At 49.0% G+C, this 19,857-nt stretch carries 18 protein-coding genes and 5 tRNA genes; 2 read left to right on the plus strand and 21 right to left on the minus strand.

Features of this window, described 5'->3' with window-relative positions:
• The 8 genes from rpoB to rplK all read right to left on the minus strand — a co-directional run.
• On the minus strand, window positions 1–1,942 hold a 1,942-nt coding region (gene rpoB, locus ACTHMC_RS03875; RefSeq protein WP_440410976.1), incomplete at its 3' end, for a DNA-directed RNA polymerase subunit beta.
• Window positions 1,943–2,303: 361 nt separating this feature from the next.
• A complete protein-coding gene (locus ACTHMC_RS03880; protein WP_440410978.1) occupies window positions 2,304–4,613 on the minus strand; it encodes a GH92 family glycosyl hydrolase in 2,310 nt (769 codons plus the stop codon).
• A gap of 12 nt (window positions 4,614–4,625) precedes the next feature.
• On the minus strand, window positions 4,626–6,908 hold the full coding sequence (locus ACTHMC_RS03885; RefSeq protein WP_440410980.1) for a GH92 family glycosyl hydrolase: 2,283 nt from the start codon (window positions 6,906–6,908) through the stop codon (window positions 4,626–4,628).
• A 504-nt stretch (window positions 6,909–7,412) separates the two neighbouring features.
• Window positions 7,413–8,438: a LacI family DNA-binding transcriptional regulator gene (locus ACTHMC_RS03890; RefSeq protein ID WP_440410982.1), complete on the minus strand. Its 1,026-nt coding sequence runs from the start codon at window positions 8,436–8,438 to the stop codon at window positions 7,413–7,415.
• Window positions 8,439–8,597: 159 nt separating this feature from the next.
• Window positions 8,598–8,969 (minus strand): 50S ribosomal protein L7/L12, encoded by a 372-nt coding sequence (gene rplL, locus ACTHMC_RS03895; RefSeq protein ID WP_440410984.1) that lies wholly within the window; start codon window positions 8,967–8,969, stop codon window positions 8,598–8,600.
• A 111-nt stretch (window positions 8,970–9,080) separates the two neighbouring features.
• The gene (rplJ, locus tag ACTHMC_RS03900; RefSeq protein WP_440410985.1) at window positions 9,081–9,614 is read right to left on the minus strand and encodes a 50S ribosomal protein L10; all 534 of its coding nucleotides are present in this window, start codon (window positions 9,612–9,614) and stop codon (window positions 9,081–9,083) included.
• Window positions 9,615–9,670: 56 nt separating this feature from the next.
• Window positions 9,671–10,363, minus strand: coding sequence for a 50S ribosomal protein L1 (gene rplA, locus ACTHMC_RS03905; RefSeq protein WP_440410987.1), 693 nt, complete (start codon window positions 10,361–10,363; stop codon window positions 9,671–9,673).
• 47 nt (window positions 10,364–10,410) lie between these two features.
• Window positions 10,411–10,854 carry a 50S ribosomal protein L11 gene (rplK, locus tag ACTHMC_RS03910; protein WP_440410989.1) on the minus strand — a complete coding sequence of 148 codons (444 nt, stop codon included), beginning with the start codon at window positions 10,852–10,854 and terminating at the stop codon, window positions 10,411–10,413.
• Between the two features lie 559 nt (window positions 10,855–11,413).
• On the opposite strand from rplK, the gene ACTHMC_RS03915 reads away from it, so the two are divergent.
• Window positions 11,414–11,896, plus strand: a complete 483-nt coding sequence (locus ACTHMC_RS03915; protein ID WP_440410990.1) for a hypothetical protein — start codon at window positions 11,414–11,416, stop codon at window positions 11,894–11,896.
• Window positions 11,897–12,052: 156 nt separating this feature from the next.
• On the opposite strand, the gene nusG is transcribed toward ACTHMC_RS03915, so the two are convergent.
• From nusG to rpsU, 12 genes are all read right to left on the minus strand, one after another.
• Window positions 12,053–12,622 (minus strand): transcription termination/antitermination protein NusG, encoded by a 570-nt coding sequence (gene nusG / locus ACTHMC_RS03920; RefSeq protein WP_440410992.1) that lies wholly within the window; start codon window positions 12,620–12,622, stop codon window positions 12,053–12,055.
• The gene (gene secE / locus ACTHMC_RS03925) at window positions 12,622–12,816 is read right to left on the minus strand and encodes a preprotein translocase subunit SecE (RefSeq protein WP_440410994.1); all 195 of its coding nucleotides are present in this window, start codon (window positions 12,814–12,816) and stop codon (window positions 12,622–12,624) included. The genes nusG and secE overlap by 1 nt, the downstream gene beginning before the upstream one ends.
• 17 nt (window positions 12,817–12,833) lie before the next feature.
• A tRNA-Trp gene (locus tag ACTHMC_RS03930) sits at window positions 12,834–12,904 on the minus strand.
• Between the two features lie 98 nt (window positions 12,905–13,002).
• Entirely contained in the window at window positions 13,003–14,190 is a 1,188-nt protein-coding gene (gene tuf, locus ACTHMC_RS03935; RefSeq protein WP_169426823.1) for an elongation factor Tu, read from the minus strand.
• 187 nt (window positions 14,191–14,377) lie between these two features.
• Window positions 14,378–14,449: transfer RNA gene (locus tag ACTHMC_RS03940), tRNA-Thr, on the minus strand.
• An 87-nt stretch (window positions 14,450–14,536) separates the two neighbouring features.
• A tRNA-Gly gene (locus ACTHMC_RS03945) sits at window positions 14,537–14,609 on the minus strand.
• Between the two features lie 60 nt (window positions 14,610–14,669).
• A tRNA-Tyr gene (locus ACTHMC_RS03950) sits at window positions 14,670–14,755 on the minus strand.
• 23 nt (window positions 14,756–14,778) lie between these two features.
• Window positions 14,779–14,854: transfer RNA gene (locus ACTHMC_RS03955), tRNA-Thr, on the minus strand.
• Between the two features lie 239 nt (window positions 14,855–15,093).
• Window positions 15,094–16,548, minus strand: a complete 1,455-nt coding sequence (locus tag ACTHMC_RS03960; RefSeq protein WP_440410997.1) for a hypothetical protein — start codon at window positions 16,546–16,548, stop codon at window positions 15,094–15,096.
• Window positions 16,549–16,648: 100 nt separating this feature from the next.
• On the minus strand, window positions 16,649–16,948 hold the full coding sequence (locus ACTHMC_RS03965) for an HPF/RaiA family ribosome-associated protein (protein WP_440410998.1): 300 nt from the start codon (window positions 16,946–16,948) through the stop codon (window positions 16,649–16,651).
• Between the two features lie 156 nt (window positions 16,949–17,104).
• Window positions 17,105–18,187, minus strand: coding sequence for a tyrosine-type recombinase/integrase (locus tag ACTHMC_RS03970; RefSeq protein WP_440411000.1), 1,083 nt, complete (start codon window positions 18,185–18,187; stop codon window positions 17,105–17,107).
• Window positions 18,188–18,259: 72 nt separating this feature from the next.
• Window positions 18,260–18,460, minus strand: a complete 201-nt coding sequence (gene rpsU, locus ACTHMC_RS03975; RefSeq protein WP_440411002.1) for a 30S ribosomal protein S21 — start codon at window positions 18,458–18,460, stop codon at window positions 18,260–18,262.
• A 104-nt stretch (window positions 18,461–18,564) separates the two neighbouring features.
• On the opposite strand from rpsU, the gene ACTHMC_RS03980 reads away from it, so the two are divergent.
• Window positions 18,565–19,158, plus strand: a complete 594-nt coding sequence (locus ACTHMC_RS03980) for a riboflavin synthase (RefSeq protein WP_440411004.1) — start codon at window positions 18,565–18,567, stop codon at window positions 19,156–19,158.
• Here the strand turns inward: ACTHMC_RS03980 and ACTHMC_RS03985 are convergent.
• A partial coding sequence (locus ACTHMC_RS03985) for a hypothetical protein (protein ID WP_440411006.1) occupies window positions 19,155–19,857 on the minus strand: 703 nt, incomplete at its 5' end. The genes ACTHMC_RS03980 and ACTHMC_RS03985 overlap by 4 nt on opposite strands.

The following is a 19,857-nucleotide window of genomic DNA, read 5'->3' on the forward strand; positions in this document are numbered from 1 at the left end:
GTTGCATGTTCGATCCCATCAGGGCACGGTTGGCATCATCATGCTCGAGGAACGGGATCAGTGAAGCGGAGAGACCCACAATCTGGTTGGGGGCTACGTCCATGTACTCCACTTCCTGCCTGTCGAGGATCGGGAAGTCACCGGTCTGACGGGAAGCTACCTTGTCTTCAGCAAAGATGCCTTTCTCATCCAGTGGCGCTGAGGCCTGGGCGATCTTGGCGATATCCTCTTCTTCAGCAGAAAGGAAGGTCAGTTTTTTCAGGTCTACTTTGCCATTGTCCACTTTGTGGTATGGTGTTTCGATGAAGCCCATCTCATTGATCTTTGCGTGTACGCAAAGGGTGGAGATCAGACCGATGTTCGGTCCTTCCGGAGTTTCGATGGTACAGAGACGGCCGTAGTGGCTGTAGTGTACGTCACGAACCTCAAAGCCGGCGCGCTCGCGGCTCAGACCACCTGGTCCGAGTGCGGAGATACGACGTTTGTGAGTGATCTCGGAAAGCGGGTTGGTCTGATCCAGGAACTGGGAGAGCTGTGATGTTCCGAAGAAGGAGTTGATCACGGAGCTCAGGGTCCTTGCATTGATCAGGTCAACCGGTGTGAACACCTCATTGTCACGCACGTTCATACGTTCGCGGATGGTACGGGCCATACGGGCCAGACCAACCCCGAACTGAGCGTAGAGTTGCTCCCCTACAGTACGCACACGACGGTTGGAGAGGTGATCGATATCATCAATTTCCGCTTTGGCGTTGGTTAAACGAACCAGGTATTTGATGATCTCGATGATATCTTCCTTGGTCAGCGTCTTCTGGTCGAGCGGCTGTGTCAGGTTCAACTTACGGTTGATCTTGTAACGGCCTACTTCACCCAGGTCATAACGCTTATCGGAGAAGAAGAGTTTGTCGATGATACCACGGGCGGTTTCGTCGTCCGGTGCATCAGCGCCGCGCAGCTGGCGGTAGATATGTTGAACGGCTTCCAGCTCGGAGTTGGAAGTGTCTTTGTTCAGGGTATTGTAGATGATCGCGTAATCACCGCCTACATCCTCTTTCTGGATGAATACGGATTTCACGTCCATATCGGCAATGTTTTCAATGGCCTCGTCGTCCAGAACGGTATCACGCTCGAGAACCACTTCATTACGCTCGATGGACACAACCTCACCGGTATCCTCATCCACGAAATCCTCCACCCATGTTCTGAGTACGCGGGCAGCCAGGCGCCTTCCTACGTATTTGCCCAGAGACTTTCTGTCGCCCTTCACCTCATCAGCCATGCCGAAGAGCTCCAGGATGTCCTTATCGGTTTCATAACCGATGGAACGCAACAGGGTGGTTACAGGGAATTTCTTTTTACGGTCGATGTACGCATACATCACGTTGTTGATGTCCGTGGCGAACTCCATCCATGCTCCCTTGAAGGGGATCACGCGGGCAGAGTAGATCTTGGTGCCGTTGGGGTGGATGGATTGCCCGAAGAATACACCAGGTGAACGGTGAAGCTGGGAAACCACCACACGCTCAGCTCCGTTGATCACGAAGGTACCGCGGGGCGTCATGTAAGGGATGTTGCCAAGGAATACGTCTTGCACGATGGTCTGGAAGTCCACGTGCTCTTCATCATTACAGCTCAAACGCAGCTTCGCCTTGAGGGGAACGGCGTAGGTCAATCCACGCTCCATACACTCTTCGATGGTGTAACGGGGCGGATCAATGAAATAATCCAGGAACTCCAGCACGAAGATGTTACGGGTGTCAGTGATAGGAAAGTTTTCCTTGAACACCTTGAACAGACCTTCAATGTTACGCTTGTCCGGAGTGGTCTCTAACTGGAAAAATTCTTTGAAAGATTGAATCTGTACTTCGAGTAGGTCAGGAGCTTCAGCTAAGTTTTTGATCTTACCGAAGTTGATCCTGCTTTGCAATTTTGTTGAAGACATATTGATTAAAACCGGTTTTTAGTTGTTCGAACGTCAAAAATCGTCTATAGACAAAAAAAATACAGGAGAACTTACAGGTTCTCAGTGCACTGAAAATGAGGCAGTTATGCAATTATGGCCATGTAATTCAACGTACCTCTACTAATTAGTTTATGAAAATGGACGGCAAAGGTAAGCAAAATGCGTTCAAATAACAAGAAAATTGTTTTACCAAAAATCAGACCGAATTTAAGGGAAAATGTGGATAATTTCTGTCTGAAATGCCGCCTTTAATAACACGTGTCAACTGCCGGATGTTCACTTCTGTAAAAACAATGCCGGAACTCTCGCTCCGGCACCATGTAAACATATAGAATTTCTTTTATTTCACCAGCTTCTTCGCAGGCTTCGGTCCCATCACAAATCCCAGCGTGCCCCCTTGCAGGATCTCCTCATGCTTCAGGAACAGCCTGTTCAGCGGCTTGCCGTTCAAAGTCAGCTGCTGCACATATACATTCTTATCACTGTTGTTCTTCACCTCTATCGTAAAGGTATTGCCATTCTCCAGCCTGATGACCGCCCCATCCACAGATGGACTACCAATGGCATATTCATCAGAACCCGGCGCCACCGGATAGAAGCCCAGGGCCGTGAATATATACCAGGCGCTCATCTGGCCGCAATCGTCATTCCCGCCCAGCCCGTCTGGCGTAGGTCTGAACTGCTTCTTCAGGATCATGCGCACACGCTCCTGCGTCTTCCAGGGTTGGTCAGTCCAGTTGTAGAGATAAGGCACATGGTGGCTGGGCTCATTCCCATGCACGTAATTGCCGATGATGCCATCCCGGGTGATGTCCTCGGTTTCGGCAAAGTATTTATCAGGCAGGTGCATGGTGAACAGCGAATCCAGGTGTGCCGTGAAGGCCTTCTTTCCATGCATTGCATTGATCAGCTCAGCTGGCTCATGCGGAACATACAAACTGTAATTCCAGGCATTGCCTTCAATGAAACCCTGATTATGGGTGCTGAGCACGTCAAACTCCTTGCGGAAGCTGCCATCGCTCATCCTGGGACGCATGTACCCGATGCTGGCATCGTACACATTCTTCCAGTTGCCGGAACGATGGATGAACTCCTCATAAAGATCCTGACGGCCGAGCTTCTTCGCCATCCGGGCAATGGCCCAGTCGTCATACGCATACTCCAGGGTCTTGGAAACAGAAGAGCCGCTCTTGTCTTCAGGCACATAACCCAGTTTCATATAATGCTCCAGCCCTTCAAACCAGCCATTGCGGGCAGTGGTTACGCAGGCGTCCAGCGCCTTGTTGGCATCAAAACCGGCATTGCCCTTGATCACGGCATCGGCAATCACGCTCACACTATGGTACCCGATCATGCACCAGTTCTCATTGGCATAGTGGCTCCATACCGGCAGCATCTTGTGAACGCTCTGGTTGTAATGGGCCAGCATGCTCTGCACCATATCCGAATTGCGCTTCGGCTGCAACACGTTGAAGAGCGGGTGAAGGGCGCGGTAGGTATCCCAGAGACTGAAAATTGTGTAGTTGTTGAAGCCTTCGGCGCGGTGAATGTTCTGGTCAAGACCGCGGTACCGGCCATCCACATCCGTGTAAGTGATGGGGCTGAGGAAGGCATGGTACATGGAAGTGTAGAAATTCTCTTTTTCGTCGCGGCTGCCAGACTGGATCGTAGCCCTGCTGAGCTCCTGGTTCCAGAGTTGCTGCGCCTTGCCTTTTATTTCGTCAAAATCCCAGCCCGGTGCTTCCGTGCGCAGGTTGAGCAGTGCTCCTTCCGTGCTCACGGATGAAAGGGCGAACTTGAGCCTGATCTTCTCCCCTTCCTCTGTTTTGAAATCGAAGAAAGCGCGGATCTGTTTGCCGGCAAACTCAGGGAAATTCCTCGTCTGATCGAACTTGCCCCAGAAGCCGCGGTATACCTGGTTCTTATCGAACTTCTTATTGCCGTACTGGTAGAAGGGTTTGCTGAATGCCATGGCAAAATACACGGTGCGTGTCCTGCCCCATCCGTTGGTCTGGCGATAACCGGTCACCAGGGTATCGTTCTCGATGCGGACGAAGGTCCAGGTGTTCTTATCCTCATAATTGTAAATGCCATACATCAGGTCCAGCACAATATGGCTCTGGTCAGACTTCGGGAAAGTATACTGATGGAATCCTACCCTGTTGGTTGCCGTTAGTTCGGCCGTGATATTATAATCATCCAGTTTCACTTTGTAGTAACCGGCGGCTGCCGTTTCACTGGCATGGGAGAAAGCAGAGCGGAAACCGCTGCGCGGTTGATGGGCCTGACCGGGATTGAGTTTCAGCTCGCCCACAGTAGGCATCACCAGGAAATCGCCCAGGTCAGAGTGACCGGTACCGCTGAAATGCGTGTGGCTGAAACCCACGATGGTCTTATCATCATACTGGTAACCTGCACAGTATTTGTATACGTCTTTGTTATACTTGCCGTTCATTTCATAAGGCAGGGTATCGGTATCCGGACTCAGTTGCACCATCCCGAAGGGCACGGTGGCGCCGGGATAGGTATGTCCCATGCGCTGGGTGCCGATGATGGGTTTTACATATTGGGAAAGGTTTTCAGGGTTGGACTGCGCAGCAGCCCGCAGTCCCGGAATGATCAGTAACAGAGCAGGCAATACTTTTTTCATACGTACGATTTGCTATTTGGAATAAGAATAAGGGAAATCGTTCTTGTTTGTACCACGCTGTTTGTTGGGAACCGGGCTCATGTTGAAATCCAGTACACCTCCTTTCATGAGTTCAAAATGATCCACATAGTTCTTCGTGTGCAGCTTACCGTTAAAAGTCAGCTGTTGCACATATTTGTTGGCAGCGCTGTTATTGGGTGCGTTCAATTGCAGGGTTTTGCCGTTCTCCAGGGTAATGGTCATTTTTTTGAAGAGCGGGGTACCGAGCACATACTCGGTGGTACCCGGACAAACAGGATAGAAGCCCATAGCGGAGAAGATATACCAGGCAGAGGTCTGGCCATTGTCCTCATCACCACAGTATCCATCCGGTGTTGGTTTATAGAGCTGTGCCATTACATTGCGCACATGCTGCTGTGTTTTCCAGGGCTGGCCTGCGTAGTTGTAGAGATAGATCATATGCTGGATGGGCTGGTTGCCATGTGCATATTGTCCCATGTTCATGATCTGCATTTCGCGGATCTCGTGGATCACGGAGCCGTAGTAACTTTCGTCGAATACAGGAGGTAAGTTGAATACGGAGTCCAGCATCTTCACAAACATCTCATCGCCCCCCATCAGTTTCTTCAGGCCGTTCACATCATGAAATACGCTCCAGGAGTAGTGCCAGCTATTGCCTTCCGTGAAAGCATCCCCCCATTTGAAAGGGTTGAATGGTTTCTGGAAGCTGCCGTCCTTATTCTTACCGCGCATCAGTTTTGTTTCCGTATCAAAGAGATTGCGGTAGTTTTGGGAACGTTTTGCATATAGATCGATCTCTGCCTGCGGCCGTTTCAGCATTTTGGCCAACTGGTAGATGGTAAAATCATCGTAAGCATATTCCAGGGTGCGGGCCGCATTCTCATTGATCTTTACATCGTAGGGAACATATCCCAGTTCATTATAATACTTCACACCTGCCCTGCCAACTGCAGTGAGTGGCCCTTCGTTATTGGCGCCATGCAACAATGCTTCATAGAGAGTTTCAATATCATAACCTCGGAGGCCTTTGATATAGGCATCGGCCACAACGGAGGCGGAGTTGTTGCCCACCATTACGTTGCGGAGCCCGGGGCTGCTCCATTCAGGCAGCCAGCCGCCTTCTTTATAATCGTTCACCAGTCCCTGCTGCATTTCCTTGTTGATCTCAGGATAGAGCAGGTTGAGTAAAGGATAGAGGGCACGGAAGGTGTCCCAGAAACCGGTGCCGGCAAACATATAGCCTGGCAGGACTTCTCCGTTATATGGACTGTAATGCACCATTTTGTTGGAAGCATCGAATTCATAATGCTTTTGGGGGAATTGTACGGCGCGGTAGAGACAGGAATAAAAAGTGCGTGTCTGCTCTTCGCTTCCACCTTCCACTTTGATACGGCCCAGCACTTTGTTCCAGGCCTGTTTTCCTTTTTGTGCAGTAGCGTCAAAGGAGGTGTTACCGATCTCACGTTGCAGGTTCAGCTCGGCCTGTTCCAGGCTGATGAAGCTGCTGGCCACGCGGAGGTTCACCTTTTCTCCTCTTTTGGTTTTGAAACCGATCACGGCGCCGGCATGTGCGTTGGTCACTTCCAGTGAATCTTTCACCAGGTTGGTGCCATTGGTGGTGAAGGCTGTAGTGAAAGGTTTATCGAGATAAATGACGAAGTAGTTCTTGAAATTGGCAGGTACGCCGCCGCTATTGCGGGTAGTATACCCAACGATCTTCTTTTCCGCGGGGATGATGCGTACAGAAGAGCCTTTATCAAAAGCATCCACCACAATGAAGGAGCTGTCGTTTTCCGGGAAGGTGAAACGGAACTGTGCTGCGCGTTCTGTGGGTGTGAGCTCAGCGGTTACGTCGGCATCGGCCAGGTAAACGGAGTAATAATAAGGTTTGGCGATCTCTGTTTTATGGGAGAACCAGCTTGCTCGGTTATCCTGGTTGAATTTAAGAGAGCCGGTGACAGGCATGATGGCAAACTGGCCGTAATCGTTCATCCAGGGGGAGGGCTGGTGGGTTTGTTTGAAACCACGGATCTTGTCGGAGGCATAGGTATATGCCCATCCATCTCCCATTCTGCCGGTCTGCGGCATCCAGGCGTTCATACCCCAGGGGAGTACAATGCTCGGGTAGGTATTTCCGTTAGAGAGGCTGGGTTTTGAATCGGTGCCCATCAACGGGTTTACCCATTCTACCGGATTGGAATTGGCGGAGGCCGGAGACTGGGCCTGGGTTGCAGCTGTGACAAGCAGAGAGGCTAACAGAGCGATTTTTTTCATTATCGGACGTTTAACGCACGGATGATTTATGATTACGAAAAGCCGGATCGGTTCTGTTTCACACCCTGGTCCGGCATACTTCAAAAAACAAGACGGTATTGAAAGTATAATTAAAGTAGAAAGGAGCTGCGCTTCGTCACGGAACTACAATAATACTATTATTTCAGCGCATGCCGTAAGTTCTGCGCATTAGAATATTGAGCTCAGTTGGCCGGGTATTTACAGGCACTGTTCAATGCTCGCCTCTCCTTTCTTCGGACATGAATGCTAAATCGTTTTAGCAACACGTTCCAATATTACGGAGGAATTTGGTGATGGCAAAAAGAAAAGCGCTGGTTGCAGCGGAATGAGATGGCTGTTGAAACAGCGGGGAGCAGTCGCTCGCGTTTCCGCGAGTGACAAATATTTGTACGCCTCTGGCGAACGCCGTGCCGCCGGAGGCAACGGAATAGACGTCACCCGCGGGGACGCGAGCGACCGGGCACACCATAATTAATGAGCTCATTACAATTTCGCTGTGGATTCCCGCGCAATGAAGATGGCTTCCAGCCGCAGTTGTTCATTGGTTGCAGTACCACGGTTCTTGCCCAGCTGGTCCATCAGCAGGTGCACAGCCTTTCTTCCCATTTCTTCAACGGGTTGTTGTACTACTGAAATATCGGGGATATAGAGCCGGAAGATATCGTGGTCATCGAAGCAGACCACGGCCAGTTCTTCGGGGATCCGCACTCTTTGTTCGCGGAGGCATTCAAGGCCCAGGATGCCGAGGTAGTTGGTGGCGAAGAAAACGGCATCGGGCTTATTGGTTTTGATGAAGCGGGCGATGAGTTTTTTCTTGTCTTCCCGGGAGGCATTTGTTTCGATGGAGAGCACCATCTTTTTCGGCTTTGTTTTTCCGGTGACTTTACTGATGGCATCGGAGTAGGCGTTCTCGCGTTCGCGCATCTGGTTGAGGGCAAGGTCAACGGTGATGAAACCGATCCTTTCATAACCCTGGCGGTGCAGGTGCTCCATGGCAGTGGTTACGCCTCCATAATTATTGACGAGCACATGGGGCACATCCGTACCGGGAAAGAAACGGTCCATCAGCACTACAGGCTTGTTCTGTGTCTGCAGTCTTTTGATATCGGTCTCCATTCCTGAAGTGGGTGTAATGAGAAAGCCATCCACCTGGCGTTGGGCCAGCATGCGGAGGAGGGCCTGTCCTTTTTTATCATCGTTTTCGGTGGAGCAGTATACTACGCGGTATCCGAATTTTTCGGCTTCGTCTTCGATGGTTTTGGCCAGGAGGGAGAAGAAGTTATTGGAGATATCTTCCACCAGGAGGCCGAGTATCTTGGTCTGGCCGGTTCGGAGGCTTACTGCCACCTGGTTGGGCTGATAGCCGAGCCGGTTGGCGGTGGCGAGCACTTTCTTTTTGAGGGCCTCGCTGATACGCATCTCACTGGCTTTACCATTGAGGATGAAGCTGACGGTGGAGGTTGACACCCCCGTCATTTCGGCGATATCCTTGAGCGAGACTTTTTTCATAATTGTTGTAGGGGGCCAATATACAATAAACCGTGCTGAAATCGGTCACCGGGTGAGTTGACATTTCAAAAAATCGTGGGCGGGTGACAGGGGCTGGCGGGGATATGCATAAAAAAGCCCCGGGGATACCGGGGCCTAAAGTAATATGCTATGCAAAGATTACTTGATTTCAGCGTCAGCGCCAGCTTCTTTCAGCTTAGCGAGCAGCGCCTCAGCGTCAGCTTTGCTGATACCTTCTTTAACGGGCTTAGGTGCGCCGTCAACGAGGTCTTTTGCTTCTTTCAGACCGAGACCAGTCAGATCTTTAACGATCTTAACTACGTTCAGTTTGTTAGCGCCACCGTTTTTCAGGATAACGTCGAAAGCAGTTTTTTCTTCAGCAGCAGGTGCAGCAGCAGCAGCTGGACCAGCAACTACAGCAGCAGCTGCAGGCTCGATGCCGTACTCATCTTTCAGGATCTTTGCGAGTTCGTTTACTTCTTTAACAGTCAGGCTAACCAACTGCTCAGCGAATGCTTTTAAATCTGCCATAATAGTCAAATTTTTCCCGCCTTCATTGCCTTGCTCCGGCGGGGATGATTAAAAAAATTTGTAGAATATAACTCCAGGCTAGAGTTAATGAGTTGAAATAACGCTTAATGATTACTGAGCTCTGTCTTCCAGTGCTTTCACCAGGCTGGCGAGTTTGTTGCCAGCGTTCAGGCCGCTGATAACATTCTTGGCAGGAGACTGGAGGAGACCGATGATTTCGCCGATGAGCTCGTTCCTGCTCTTCAGGGCAGTCAGTGTCTTCAGCTGATCGTCTCCGGTGAATACATCACCATCGATGAAGGCAGCCTTCAGAACGGGCTTGTTGAAATCTTTAGGTCCTTTGGAACGGAAGTCAGAGATGATCAGGGCTGGTTCCTTTGCGTTCTCGGAGAACATGATGGCGGTAACACCGTTGAGGGAGTCAAACACACCGGAGAAACGGGTAGAATCCAGGCTTTCGAGGGCTTTGCGGATCAGGGTGTTCTTCGCAACTTTCATTTCAACATTCTTGTCGAAGCAAATGCGGCGGAGTTTACCAACCTGCTCTACAGAAAGGCTCTCTGTATTGGTGATATAGAAATTGTTATACTGGGAGAATTTTCCCTTCAGTACTTCAATCACTTCATTTTTTTCTTGCTTGTTCATAACGCAAATTTTTTATTGATTTCGCAGACAGGAGAACTGCCTATGCGTTATCCATTTTAGTTGATCAATGATTTTGTGTCTACAGCAATGCCGGGGCTCATAGAGCTGGCCATGAAAACGCTCTTCAGGTAAGTACCTTTAGCGGAAGAGGGTTTTGCCTTCAGAAGCGCGTTGATCAGTTCAGTACCGTTCTCAGCGATCTTTTCGGGAGTGAAGCTCACGCGGCCGATAGAAGCGTGGATGATACCAGCCTTGTCTACCTTGAACGCGATCTTACCGCCTTTTACTTCGTTTACGGCTGCAGCCACATCATTGGTAACAGTGCCTGTTTTAGGGTTGGGCATCAGGTTACGGGGACCGAGGATCTTACCCAGTTTACCGATCTTGGGCATTACGGCAGGAGTTGCAACGATCACATCGATATCAACCCATCCGCCTTCGATCTTGGTAACAAATTCGTCGAGACCTACATAATCAGCGCCTGCTGCTTTTGCATCAGCTTCTTTGTCAGGAGTGCAAAGAACCAGTACACGCTTTGTTTTACCGGTACCGTGGGGCAGGGTTACTGTTCCGCGTATAGCCTGGTCTGCTTTCTTGGGGTCAACGCCCAGACGAACGTGCAGGTCAACAGAAGCGTCGAACTTGGTGGTGTTAACTTCTTTCACCAGTGCAGAAGCTTCCTTCAGAGAGTAAATTTTATTTTTATCGAGCTTGGTGTCAGCTACTTTTCTTTTTTTAGCGATTGCCATTGTAATTCGGTTTTAATACCCCCGCTATCAGCAGGGATGTGAACTATTTAGTTTTCCCAGGGGGCATTACCATCAACAGTAAGTCCCATGCTGCGGGCTGTACCGGCCACCATCTTCATGGCGCTTTCCAGGGTGAAGCAATTCAGGTCAGGCATCTTGTCTTTTGCAATTGCCTCTACCTGGCTCCAGTTCACTTTACCAACCTTATTACGGTTAGGCTCTTTAGAACCACTCTGCAGTTTAGCTGCTTCCAGCAACTGTACGGCTGCGGGCGGAGTTTTGATAACGAACTCGAAAGATTTGTCGGAATAAACAGTGATGAGAACGGGGAGAACTTTTCCCATTTTTTCCTGTGTGCGAGCATTGAACTGCTTGCAGAATTCCATGATATTGATACCCTTGGAACCTAATGCAGGACCTACAGGAGGGGCAGGATTGGCCTGGCCACCTTTTACCTGCAGCTTTACGAAGCCGGTAATTTCTTTTGCCATTACTTGATGATTTATTGGTTCAAACGTCCGTCAATTGAACGGACTCCCAAATTCCTCTCATTACCCGGACTGTGGTCTGAAGTGGTTCCTTTCAGCCTGAAAGCCGGATCAACCGGGCATTCTGGCCTTGAGCACCTGCCTCTCCGCTGGTGAACGGGATTTGTAAAGAACTTCAATTGGGGACGCAAAGGTAGGGATAAAACCTGGTCGGGGGAAATTTTTCCGGAAAAAAATTGAAGCGCCCGGATGGCTGCAAATTTAAGCCGGATCAGGGAATTCCGGCAATAAAACAACGTTGAAACTGCCTGTCCGGAGTAACAGTTCCTCCCCCTTTTTGAAGTACCGGACGGCAGTAAGATTGCATGGTGAAACAAACAAGTTGACAGTAACGATGCACATACCGGTGATGCTCAGCGGTAAAAAACAGGGGGCGCTTTATCACAACACTGACAAAGTTTCAACGAGTTTTTTATTATATGAATATTTCTGCGTAGCTTTTGCATTAGAATAGTAATGATCAATTGTATCTTTACCATCAACTATAAAAACACATCACACTATGGCCAAAGCAAAGAACAAGTCAGCAAAAAAAGCTGCTCCTAAAAAAGCAGCAAAAAAGGCTGCTCCAAAGAAGGCAGCAAAGAAAGCCGCTCCTAAGAAAGCAGCAAAAAAAGCAGCTCCTAAAAAAGCAGCTAAGAAAGCCGCTAAAAAAGCAGCAAAAAAAGCAGCTCCAAAGAAAGCAGCTAAAAAAGCAGCACCCAAGAAAGCCGCTAAGAAGGCCGCTCCTAAAAAAGCAGCTAAGAAAGCAGCGCCTGCAAAGAAAGCAGCTCCTAAGAAAGCCGCTAAAAAAGCAGCACCTGCTAAAAAAGCCGCCGCTCCTAAAAAAGCAGCTAAGAAAGCAGCGCCAAGAAAACCAAAAGCAGCACCAGCTCCAGCTCCTGAAGCAGCACCAATGGTGTTTCCAACTGTTGACGAACAGGCAACGCTTGATTTCGGCAACACATCAGAAGAAACTTCTGGTGGCGACGACGATAACAACTAATACCGTTATTGTCCGGCAACTAATAGTGAAGCCTTCCCGTGAAGTTAGTACGGTAAGGCTTTTTTTATTTCCCTGCCTGAAGCAAACCGGAAATATAAGGGCATAAAAAAACCACAGCACTTGCTGTGGTTTTTTCTATTGGGAGGCGAGAATGGTTTAAGCCAGTTTCTCTACCTGCATGTAGTTGAGTTCTACCGGTGTTGAACGACCGAAGATCTTTACGGTCACTTTCAGTTTTTTCTTTTCGTCGTTCACCTCTTCGATGATACCGTTGAAATCGTTGAAAGGTCCTTCGATGATCTTGATGGTTTCGCCAACGATGAAAGGCTCTACCATGCTCATGCCGCCAACTTCAGCCATTTCATCCATCTTACCGAGCATCTTGTTCACTTCCGCCTTTCTGAGGGCAATGGGGCTATCCTTTCCGAGGAAGTGGATAACGTTGGTAGTATTCTTGATGACTTCGCGCAGATCGTCGCCCAGTTTTCCATCGAGCACTTCGATCATTACGTAGCCGGGATAATAGTTCCTTTCGCGCATCACTTTTTTACCGTTCTGCACTTTATACACCTTCTCCACTGGCAGAAAAACCTGTTTCACTATCTCACCCCAGCCACCCCGGGAAATTTCCTTATCGAGGTACTCTTTTACCTTCCTCTCCTTGCCGCTCACAACCCGCAGCACGTACCACTTGGTTTCCTGTTGTTGAGTAGTTTGATTTTCCATTAGTTGATAACTGAATAGATGAATTTAAGACCCGATTGTGCCACGATGTCCAGCAGCCACACAATGGCTGTGATCACCAGAGTAGCAACGAGGACGATCACAGTAGATTGCTGCAATTGCGTCCAGGTAGGCCAGGATACTTTTTCAAGCAGTTCTTTGTAAGACTCCCTGATATAGGTGGTTACTTTATTCATAAAAGAACATTGTGTTGCACGGGCACTAGGATTCGAACCCAGATCAAAGGTTTTGGAGACCTCTATTCTACCATTGAACTATGCCCGTATAAAAGCCATTAGTGATGGCTGACAGCTTAGCAAATATAAGAAATCCGAGCTAATAGCAAATCAGCAAACGCTAATGGCTTTTTATTGAGATTCAACTTATTTAATGATCTCTGTAACCTGACCCGCACCTACGGTACGGCCACCTTCACGGATAGCGAATTTCAGACCTTTCTCCATCGCGATGGGTTGGATCAGTTTCACATGCAGGTTGGTGTTGTCACCAGGCATAACCATTTCAGTACCTGCTGGCAGTTCGCACTCACCAGTTACGTCAGTTGTACGGAAATAGAACTGAGGACGGTATTTGTTGAAGAATGGAGTGTGACGGCCACCTTCTTCTTTGCTCAGTACATAAACTTCACCTTTGAACTCAGTGTGAGGAGTGATAGATCCTGGTTTGCACAGAACCATACCACGACGAACCTGAGCTTTGTCGATACCACGGAGGAGCAGACCAGCGTTGTCTCCGGCTTCACCGCTATCCAGGAGTTTGCGGAACATTTCCACACCTGTTACAGTAGAAGACAGGGGAGCTTCCATCAGACCTACGATCTCGATAGGCTCACCAACTTTGATACGGCCTCTTTCGATACGACCAGTGGCAACAGTACCACGACCTGTGATAGAGAACACGTCCTCTACAGACATCAGGAATGGCATATCAACAGGGCGGGGAGGAAGAGGAATGTACTCATCAACCGCAGCCATCAGTTCTTCAACTGCAGCAACCCATTTAGCTTCACCAGCCAGGGCGCCTGTTGCAGAACCTTTGATGATTGGAGTGTTGTCTCCATCGAAACCATAAGAGCTGAGCAGCTCACGGATTTCCATTTCAACCAGCTCCAGTAACTCTGGATCATCAACCAGGTCAACTTTATTCATAAATACCACAATACGGGGAACACCTACCTGGCGAGCCAGCAGAATGTGTTCTTTTGTTTGAGGCATAGGTCCGTCTGTAGAAGCCACAACCAGGATAGCGCCGTCCATCTGAGCAGCACCGGTAATCATGTTTTTAACATAATCAGCGTGACCAGGACAGTCTACGTGAGCATAGTGACGGTTGTCAGTCTGATACTCCACGTGAGCAGTATTGATGGTGATACCACGCTCTTTTTCTTCAGGAGCGCCATCGATTTCATCATATTTTTTTGCCTGAGCCAGACCTTTCTGCGCCAGAATGGTAGTGATGGCGGCAGTCAAGGTAGTTTTACCGTGGTCAACGTGACCGATGGTACCAACGTTAACGTGAGGTTTGTCCCTCTTAAAAGTCTCTTTTGACATCGTTATCTGTTTTTAGTTGTGCTTTTACAAATATTTATTACAATTTTTTCCTTTGTCTCCCGCTGTCCGCCAGGCGGTTCAGCCTTGTGGAGTCAGAGGCATATCATGTAGCCAGCGATTGGCTTTCTACACCTTTTGTTTCAGTCATCTCACAATCGCCTGATCTCAACCGATCCAAAAATTGTTGAGCCGTTAGTGAGAATCGAACTCACGACCTCTTCCCTACCAAGGAAGTGCTCTACCACTGAGCTACAACGGCTGATGACTCAGTTGGCAATCTCCATGCAGAGGGCCGGTGTGATCGGATCAACCAGCGCAGGGCTGCAACCTGCAAACTGAAAAAATGAGCGGGAGACGAGGCTCGAACTCGCCACCTATAGCTTGGAAGGCTATCGCTCTACCAAATGAGCTACTCCCGCTTTTGAACAAAGATCTCTCAAATACTGAAACCGACTTCAAAAACACTTTCTGAAACCGGTTGGTGGGCAGGAGAGGATTCGAACCTCTGAAGTCGAAAGACAGCGGATTTACAGTCCGCCCCATTTGGCCGCTCTGGAACCTGCCCGGATAAGTATGTTATACCATCCCTGGAGCCACTTGTCGGAATCGAACCAACGACCTACTGATTACAAATCAGTTGCTCTACCAGCTGAGCTAAAGTGGCCTGTTAAACTTTAAATGAACTTTTTTTACTTCCTTATTTTTCGATGAACTTCCAATCTACTTACCTGCAATCAAAGCGGCAGCTGACTCTGAAACTCAATCACCTAAAGAACTTTTTACTACCGCACAAATTCGTTCGTCATTTTTCGGGATTGCAAAGGTAACGGAATTTGTGATATCCCAAAATTTTGAGAGAGTTTTTTTTTGTTTGTTTTCAAGGTGTTGCATCTGCCATCCCGTTTAAAAAACCACCGAGTCTTTCAACACCTCGTACTTACTGTCAAATAAACTATTGAACAACATCCTGAACTGGTTCACGTTGCTGATCGAGGCGTAAAAGTAATCATAATTGCGTCTGGGCAGATACACAGCATTGAAATTATTATTGAATTCTTTGGAAGCCCAGTCCACACCGGCTTTCCGCATGCCATGATCACTCATCACAATGATCACAGCCTGCCCCTTCTCCCCCTTCATGATCGTATCAACCAGCTTCCCAACCTCACGGCTCGCATATTTCAGATAAGATAAATAACCCGCATCACCCCGCCTGCCCACACTGTCAAACAGATATGGCGGATGCGGCATCAGCAGGTGCGTGTATACAAACTGCGGCCCTCTCTTCGCCGTATCTTTCGCCAGCTCCATGGTCCGGCTGATCATTTCCGAATTTCCTTTCCCGATCCTTCCCGCTCCATCCCAACCCAGTTTCCTACCCCATCCATCCTTCCGGTCGAACTGCCAGAAAAGCGATTTCCTGAATCGCTCCCACATCGTTTTGTCCGTTACCAGCCTTAGCTTCAAAGCCATAAAGCCCTGGTCGAATGCCGCAGGCCTGTTCAGTATATCGAATATGGAAAGGTTCTGCAACTCATATCCCTGCCGCTGCAATTCCTGCAGTGCAGGACTCCTTCCGATCTGGTTGGCCGCCATGGTATAATGTTTTGCATTGATATCCTGCTCCATCCCCTTCCACCCTGAATAATCCATATTGAACATACAGGCCATGGAGAAAGGAGTATACGCGTAATTGGAGCTTGGCGTATCGGCCACAAAAAAACCCCTCGCCCGCAAACCATTTACAAAATCCTGGTTGCTGTATCCGAATTCTTTCATCAGCGTTCGCGTACCTGCATATTCATCCAGCAGCAACAGGTAGATATCCGGTTTTGCACAGGTATCGCAGGCGGGTTTTACGAAATGCGTATCTGACACCACCGCAGGCTCTTTTTTGAACGGCCTCACTCCAAGCAGTACAAGATCCGCCAGTACATAGATCAGCAGCAGCAGGTTCAGGTAAAGCGTCAGCTTCACAGGCAGTGTTGATATCATTTTCAGTCCCAACGCCACGGCCAGCAGCAGTAATGCAAGTTCCGGCATCAGCACATGATCACGCGCCATCCCCGTCAATGATGCGGATTGCTGCATTGCATCCTGCACCACTCCGTAAAACAGATAGCAGAACAACAGCAGGCTGATCAGCAGTCCCGCTCTCAAACGGTCTCGGTAAAACCGGAAGGCTGCCAGATAAAGTATCCATGCAATCACCGTTACTATTGAACCATACAGGAGCAGGTCCGGAACGGGAGCAAGACCATCACTGTCGCGGTACCCATGAACCAGGAAGAACAGGATCAGCAGTAAAACATGAACAGGCCATTGTTCCAGTTTTTTCCTGATGACAGCGATGAGCATTGGTGTGAGAATTTCGTATGAGCATCAAATATAGGGCAAAAAAAAAGCTGCTCCCGGCGGGAGCAGCTCAAATGTTTTTGATGATGTCGATCAGTGGTAGTTAAGCGGCTTGCTTGTCTTTTTTTCTTTTTATTTGATTTACGAGAGAGTCCAGCGCACTGTCGAAAGATTCTTCAAATGACTTGGATGTAGCCTTTACGAAGAACTGATGACGCGGAACCTGAACCCGGATCTCTGCGATTTTGTCTTTAATTGCATGTACTACGTTATCCAGTTTTAAAAAAACATCTACTTTGATGATGCGGTCGTGAAATGTGTTTATTTTCTCCAGTTTCTTGTTGACAAACTCTACGAGTTTTTCATCTGCATTAAACCGCACGGTCTGAATGTTAACGTTCATAACAATCGCATTTTAACTGTGAACAATATATAAAGAACTTTGGGGGTAAAATCTGTTACATACGCGTGGCTTTTTGTTCTCTATGAAGTTAATACATCAGTAATATTTTTCCAAATTTTAGTTGGCTAAAAATCTGATGTTTAACAGGGGATTTTGCTACGCTTTTGGGTGCGCCTGCTTGTGGATTTCCTTCAACGATTCGATAGTGTTGTGCGTGTAGATCTGAGTGGCAGCAAGGCTCGCATGACCCAGCAGCTCTTTCACTGCATCCAGGTCCGCGCCATGATAAGTAAGATGTGTGGCAAAGGTGTGACGAAGCACGTGCGGGCTCTTTTTCTGCTGACTGGTGACCTCGCCCAGGTACTTCTTTACAGTACTGTACACAAAGGAGGGCGTGAGCTTTTTTCCGCTCTCTCTCACCAGCAGTAATTCGTTGCCGTCATACCCCTTCTCCCCCCTTATTTCCTCCCCCAGATATTCCTTCTTGTAGCCGTCATATTTCTGCATGGCTTTCAGCAGTTGTGCGCTCACCGGAATGAGCCTTTCCTTATTACCTTTTCCCAGTACTTTCAGCTGTCCCCTGGCGCCGTCGATGGCCGACCGCTTCAGGTCAATGAGCTCGGCACGGCGGACCCCGGTCTGGTAGAGGATGCTCAGGAGCAATTGCTCCGTCATCACCCGCCAGGTAATGGCCTTGCCCTCCTCCACATTCAGCATCACAGGGTCTTTTTCCGCCATATCGCCGAAATGCAGGTTCTCGCTGATAGTGCGGATATTATTGAACAGTTCCTGCGTGTTCTTTTCCTCCAGGTATACAGGCAGCCTGCCAGGGAGTTTCTGGCTCACCACCCTTTCCATGGGAATTTTGCTGATGGCGCCCATGCGCAGGAAATATTTGAAGAAGGATTTGAGGCTGGAGATCTTCCGGTTGATGGTCCTGGGCGAATATTGCTCATCCGTTTTGAGCGTAGCCACCCAGCTTCTCACCCAATCCGCCCGGATCTCCTGCAATTGCACGGACCCCAGGCCATAACCACCTGAACGGGTGACCATCCTGCCGGTCCTGTCGCGCTTTTCGTAACGCTCCAGCAACAGGAACTGGAAGAAATCCGTAAGATCATTCTGATAAGCATCCACCGTATGCGCAGAGCTGCGCTTCTCCCCTTTGATATAGGTAATGAACTCGCCGATCGCAGGATGCGGCAGCGGAGAGCCAGTATTTTCCGGAGATTGGGTCATGTATAACAAAAAAAGATAGCTACAAAGTTAGGAAACTTTGCAGCTATCTTAATATATTAAGTTCAGAATGAACTATTTCCCTTCAATGGAACCGCTCGCAATCTGTTGTTTGTAGATTGCTTTCAACACTTTGGTGCGATGTTTAATTGACGGCTTTGTATACGATTGACGCTCTCTCAATTGTAACAGAGTCTTCGCCTTCTCAAATTTCTTTTTGTACTTTTTGAGGGCCTTGTCGATATTTTCGCAATCTTTTGAGTCGATGATCAGCATAGTTTGATACCTCCTTTAAATGCTTTAAGGGCAGCAAAGATAATAGAATTTTCCAAATAATCCATCTTTATTCAAATTAGTTCTGAAATCCCGAATTTTGCAGCATGTTTACCGGAATCATAGAATCAACAGGACAGGTAGCCGAAGTGCTGGCAACCGGCACCAACCAGAGCTACTGGATCAGTTCCCCCATTTCGCATGAACTGAAAATAGACCAGAGTGTTTCGCACGACGGCGTCTGCCTGACCGTGGAAGCCATCGATGGCCAGCGCCATAAGGTCACAGCCATCCAGGAAACCCTGCAGAAAAGCAATCTCTCCCACTGGAACAAAGGCCACCAGGTGAACCTGGAAAGATGCATGCCCATGAATGGCCGCCTTGACGGGCATATTGTTCAGGGACATGTTGACGCTACCGCCACCTGCGTAAGCGTGAATGACCTCGAAGGCAGCCGCGAATTCCGTTTCCGTTTCCCTGCTTCCTTCGCTTCCCTGGTGATAGAGAAAGGATCGGCCAGCATCAACGGCATCAGCCTCACCATTTTCAATGTAACCCGTGATGAGTTCTCCGTGGCCATCATCCCCTACACACTGGAGCACACCAATATAAAGGACGTGGCTCCCGGTTCTGTAGTGAATATCGAATTCGATATGGTAGGAAAATATATCACCCGCTACCTGAGCCTGCAGCAGGCTTAGAAAGGATAACGCACCCATTGACGGCGGTTCCAGTACAGTACACGGTCGCCGGGCTGCGGCCATATTACCTGCACCTCCTCCAGTTTCATACGCTGCCGCCTGATGAACTGCTGCAGTTGCATGGCCGTGGCGGCGTCGGAAAAATTCCAGCCCTGCTCTGCTGAAAGCATGGAGTCCATCCAGGTCCTGAGCTGCCGGCCGCCGACCACTTCCGTGAGGCCGGATGTATCCCTTGTGACAGCGTTCCGCTGCACAAAACTGCCGGGCCTGATCAGGCTGCTCCTTCCTTCCGTCTCCGGAATGATCACAGCAGGCAGCAACAACTCTTCATCCCTGATAAGCCTGTTCACCACCCGCACTTTCAATCTATCGTAGCCGTATAACCGAAATGCTTCAGCAAAGCCCATCCTGAATATATAGGCGCCATCCGTTTCGGAAGGCAGGTTGATGACATACAATCGTCCTGGTCCTGTAAACTGCTTCACTTCCTGCATCAGCCGTTTCACGCTGTCGGAGGCCCGCTTCCAGTTGGCATTGTTCTCCTGAACCAGCGCCACCTGCACAATCAGCAGCAACGCCATCACAATGATCCGCCATTTCTCTTTCCGGAACAACTGCATGACCATAAAAGCCAGCAGGGTACAGAAGAAGAAAGAAGGAAGGTAAAGGAGACGATCGCTTTCTGAAGTGCGGGTGCTC

Source organism: Pseudobacter sp. (assembly GCF_051955275.1).
In the GTDB taxonomy this organism is placed as follows: domain Bacteria; phylum Bacteroidota; class Bacteroidia; order Chitinophagales; family Chitinophagaceae; genus Pseudobacter.

Excerpts from the sequence above, each read along its gene's own strand:
- ACTHMC_RS03880 (WP_440410978.1), bottom strand. The coding sequence starts at position 4,613 with ATGAAAAAAGTATTGCCTGCTCTGTTACTGATCATTCCGGGACTGCGG.
- ACTHMC_RS03885 (WP_440410980.1), bottom strand. The coding sequence starts at position 6,908 with ATGAAAAAAATCGCTCTGTTAGCCTCTCTGCTTGTCACAGCTGCAACC.
- ACTHMC_RS03890 (WP_440410982.1), bottom strand. The coding sequence starts at position 8,438 with ATGAAAAAAGTCTCGCTCAAGGATATCGCCGAAATGACGGGGGTGTCA.
- rplL (WP_440410984.1), bottom strand. The coding sequence starts at position 8,969 with ATGGCAGATTTAAAAGCATTCGCTGAGCAGTTGGTTAGCCTGACTGTT.
- rplJ (WP_440410985.1), bottom strand. The coding sequence starts at position 9,614 with ATGAACAAGCAAGAAAAAAATGAAGTGATTGAAGTACTGAAGGGAAAA.
- rplA (WP_440410987.1), bottom strand. The coding sequence starts at position 10,363 with ATGGCAATCGCTAAAAAAAGAAAAGTAGCTGACACCAAGCTCGATAAA.
- rplK (WP_440410989.1), bottom strand. The coding sequence starts at position 10,854 with ATGGCAAAAGAAATTACCGGCTTCGTAAAGCTGCAGGTAAAAGGTGGC.
- ACTHMC_RS03915 (WP_440410990.1), top strand. The coding sequence starts at position 11,414 with ATGGCCAAAGCAAAGAACAAGTCAGCAAAAAAAGCTGCTCCTAAAAAA.
- nusG (WP_440410992.1), bottom strand. The coding sequence starts at position 12,622 with ATGGAAAATCAAACTACTCAACAACAGGAAACCAAGTGGTACGTGCTG.
- secE (WP_440410994.1), bottom strand. The coding sequence starts at position 12,816 with ATGAATAAAGTAACCACCTATATCAGGGAGTCTTACAAAGAACTGCTT.
- tuf (WP_169426823.1), bottom strand. The coding sequence starts at position 14,190 with ATGTCAAAAGAGACTTTTAAGAGGGACAAACCTCACGTTAACGTTGGT.
- ACTHMC_RS03960 (WP_440410997.1), bottom strand. The coding sequence starts at position 16,548 with ATGCTCATCGCTGTCATCAGGAAAAAACTGGAACAATGGCCTGTTCAT.
- ACTHMC_RS03965 (WP_440410998.1), bottom strand. The coding sequence starts at position 16,948 with ATGAACGTTAACATTCAGACCGTGCGGTTTAATGCAGATGAAAAACTC.
- ACTHMC_RS03970 (WP_440411000.1), bottom strand. The coding sequence starts at position 18,187 with ATGACCCAATCTCCGGAAAATACTGGCTCTCCGCTGCCGCATCCTGCG.
- rpsU (WP_440411002.1), bottom strand. The coding sequence starts at position 18,460 with ATGCTGATCATCGACTCAAAAGATTGCGAAAATATCGACAAGGCCCTC.
- ACTHMC_RS03980 (WP_440411004.1), top strand. The coding sequence starts at position 18,565 with ATGTTTACCGGAATCATAGAATCAACAGGACAGGTAGCCGAAGTGCTG.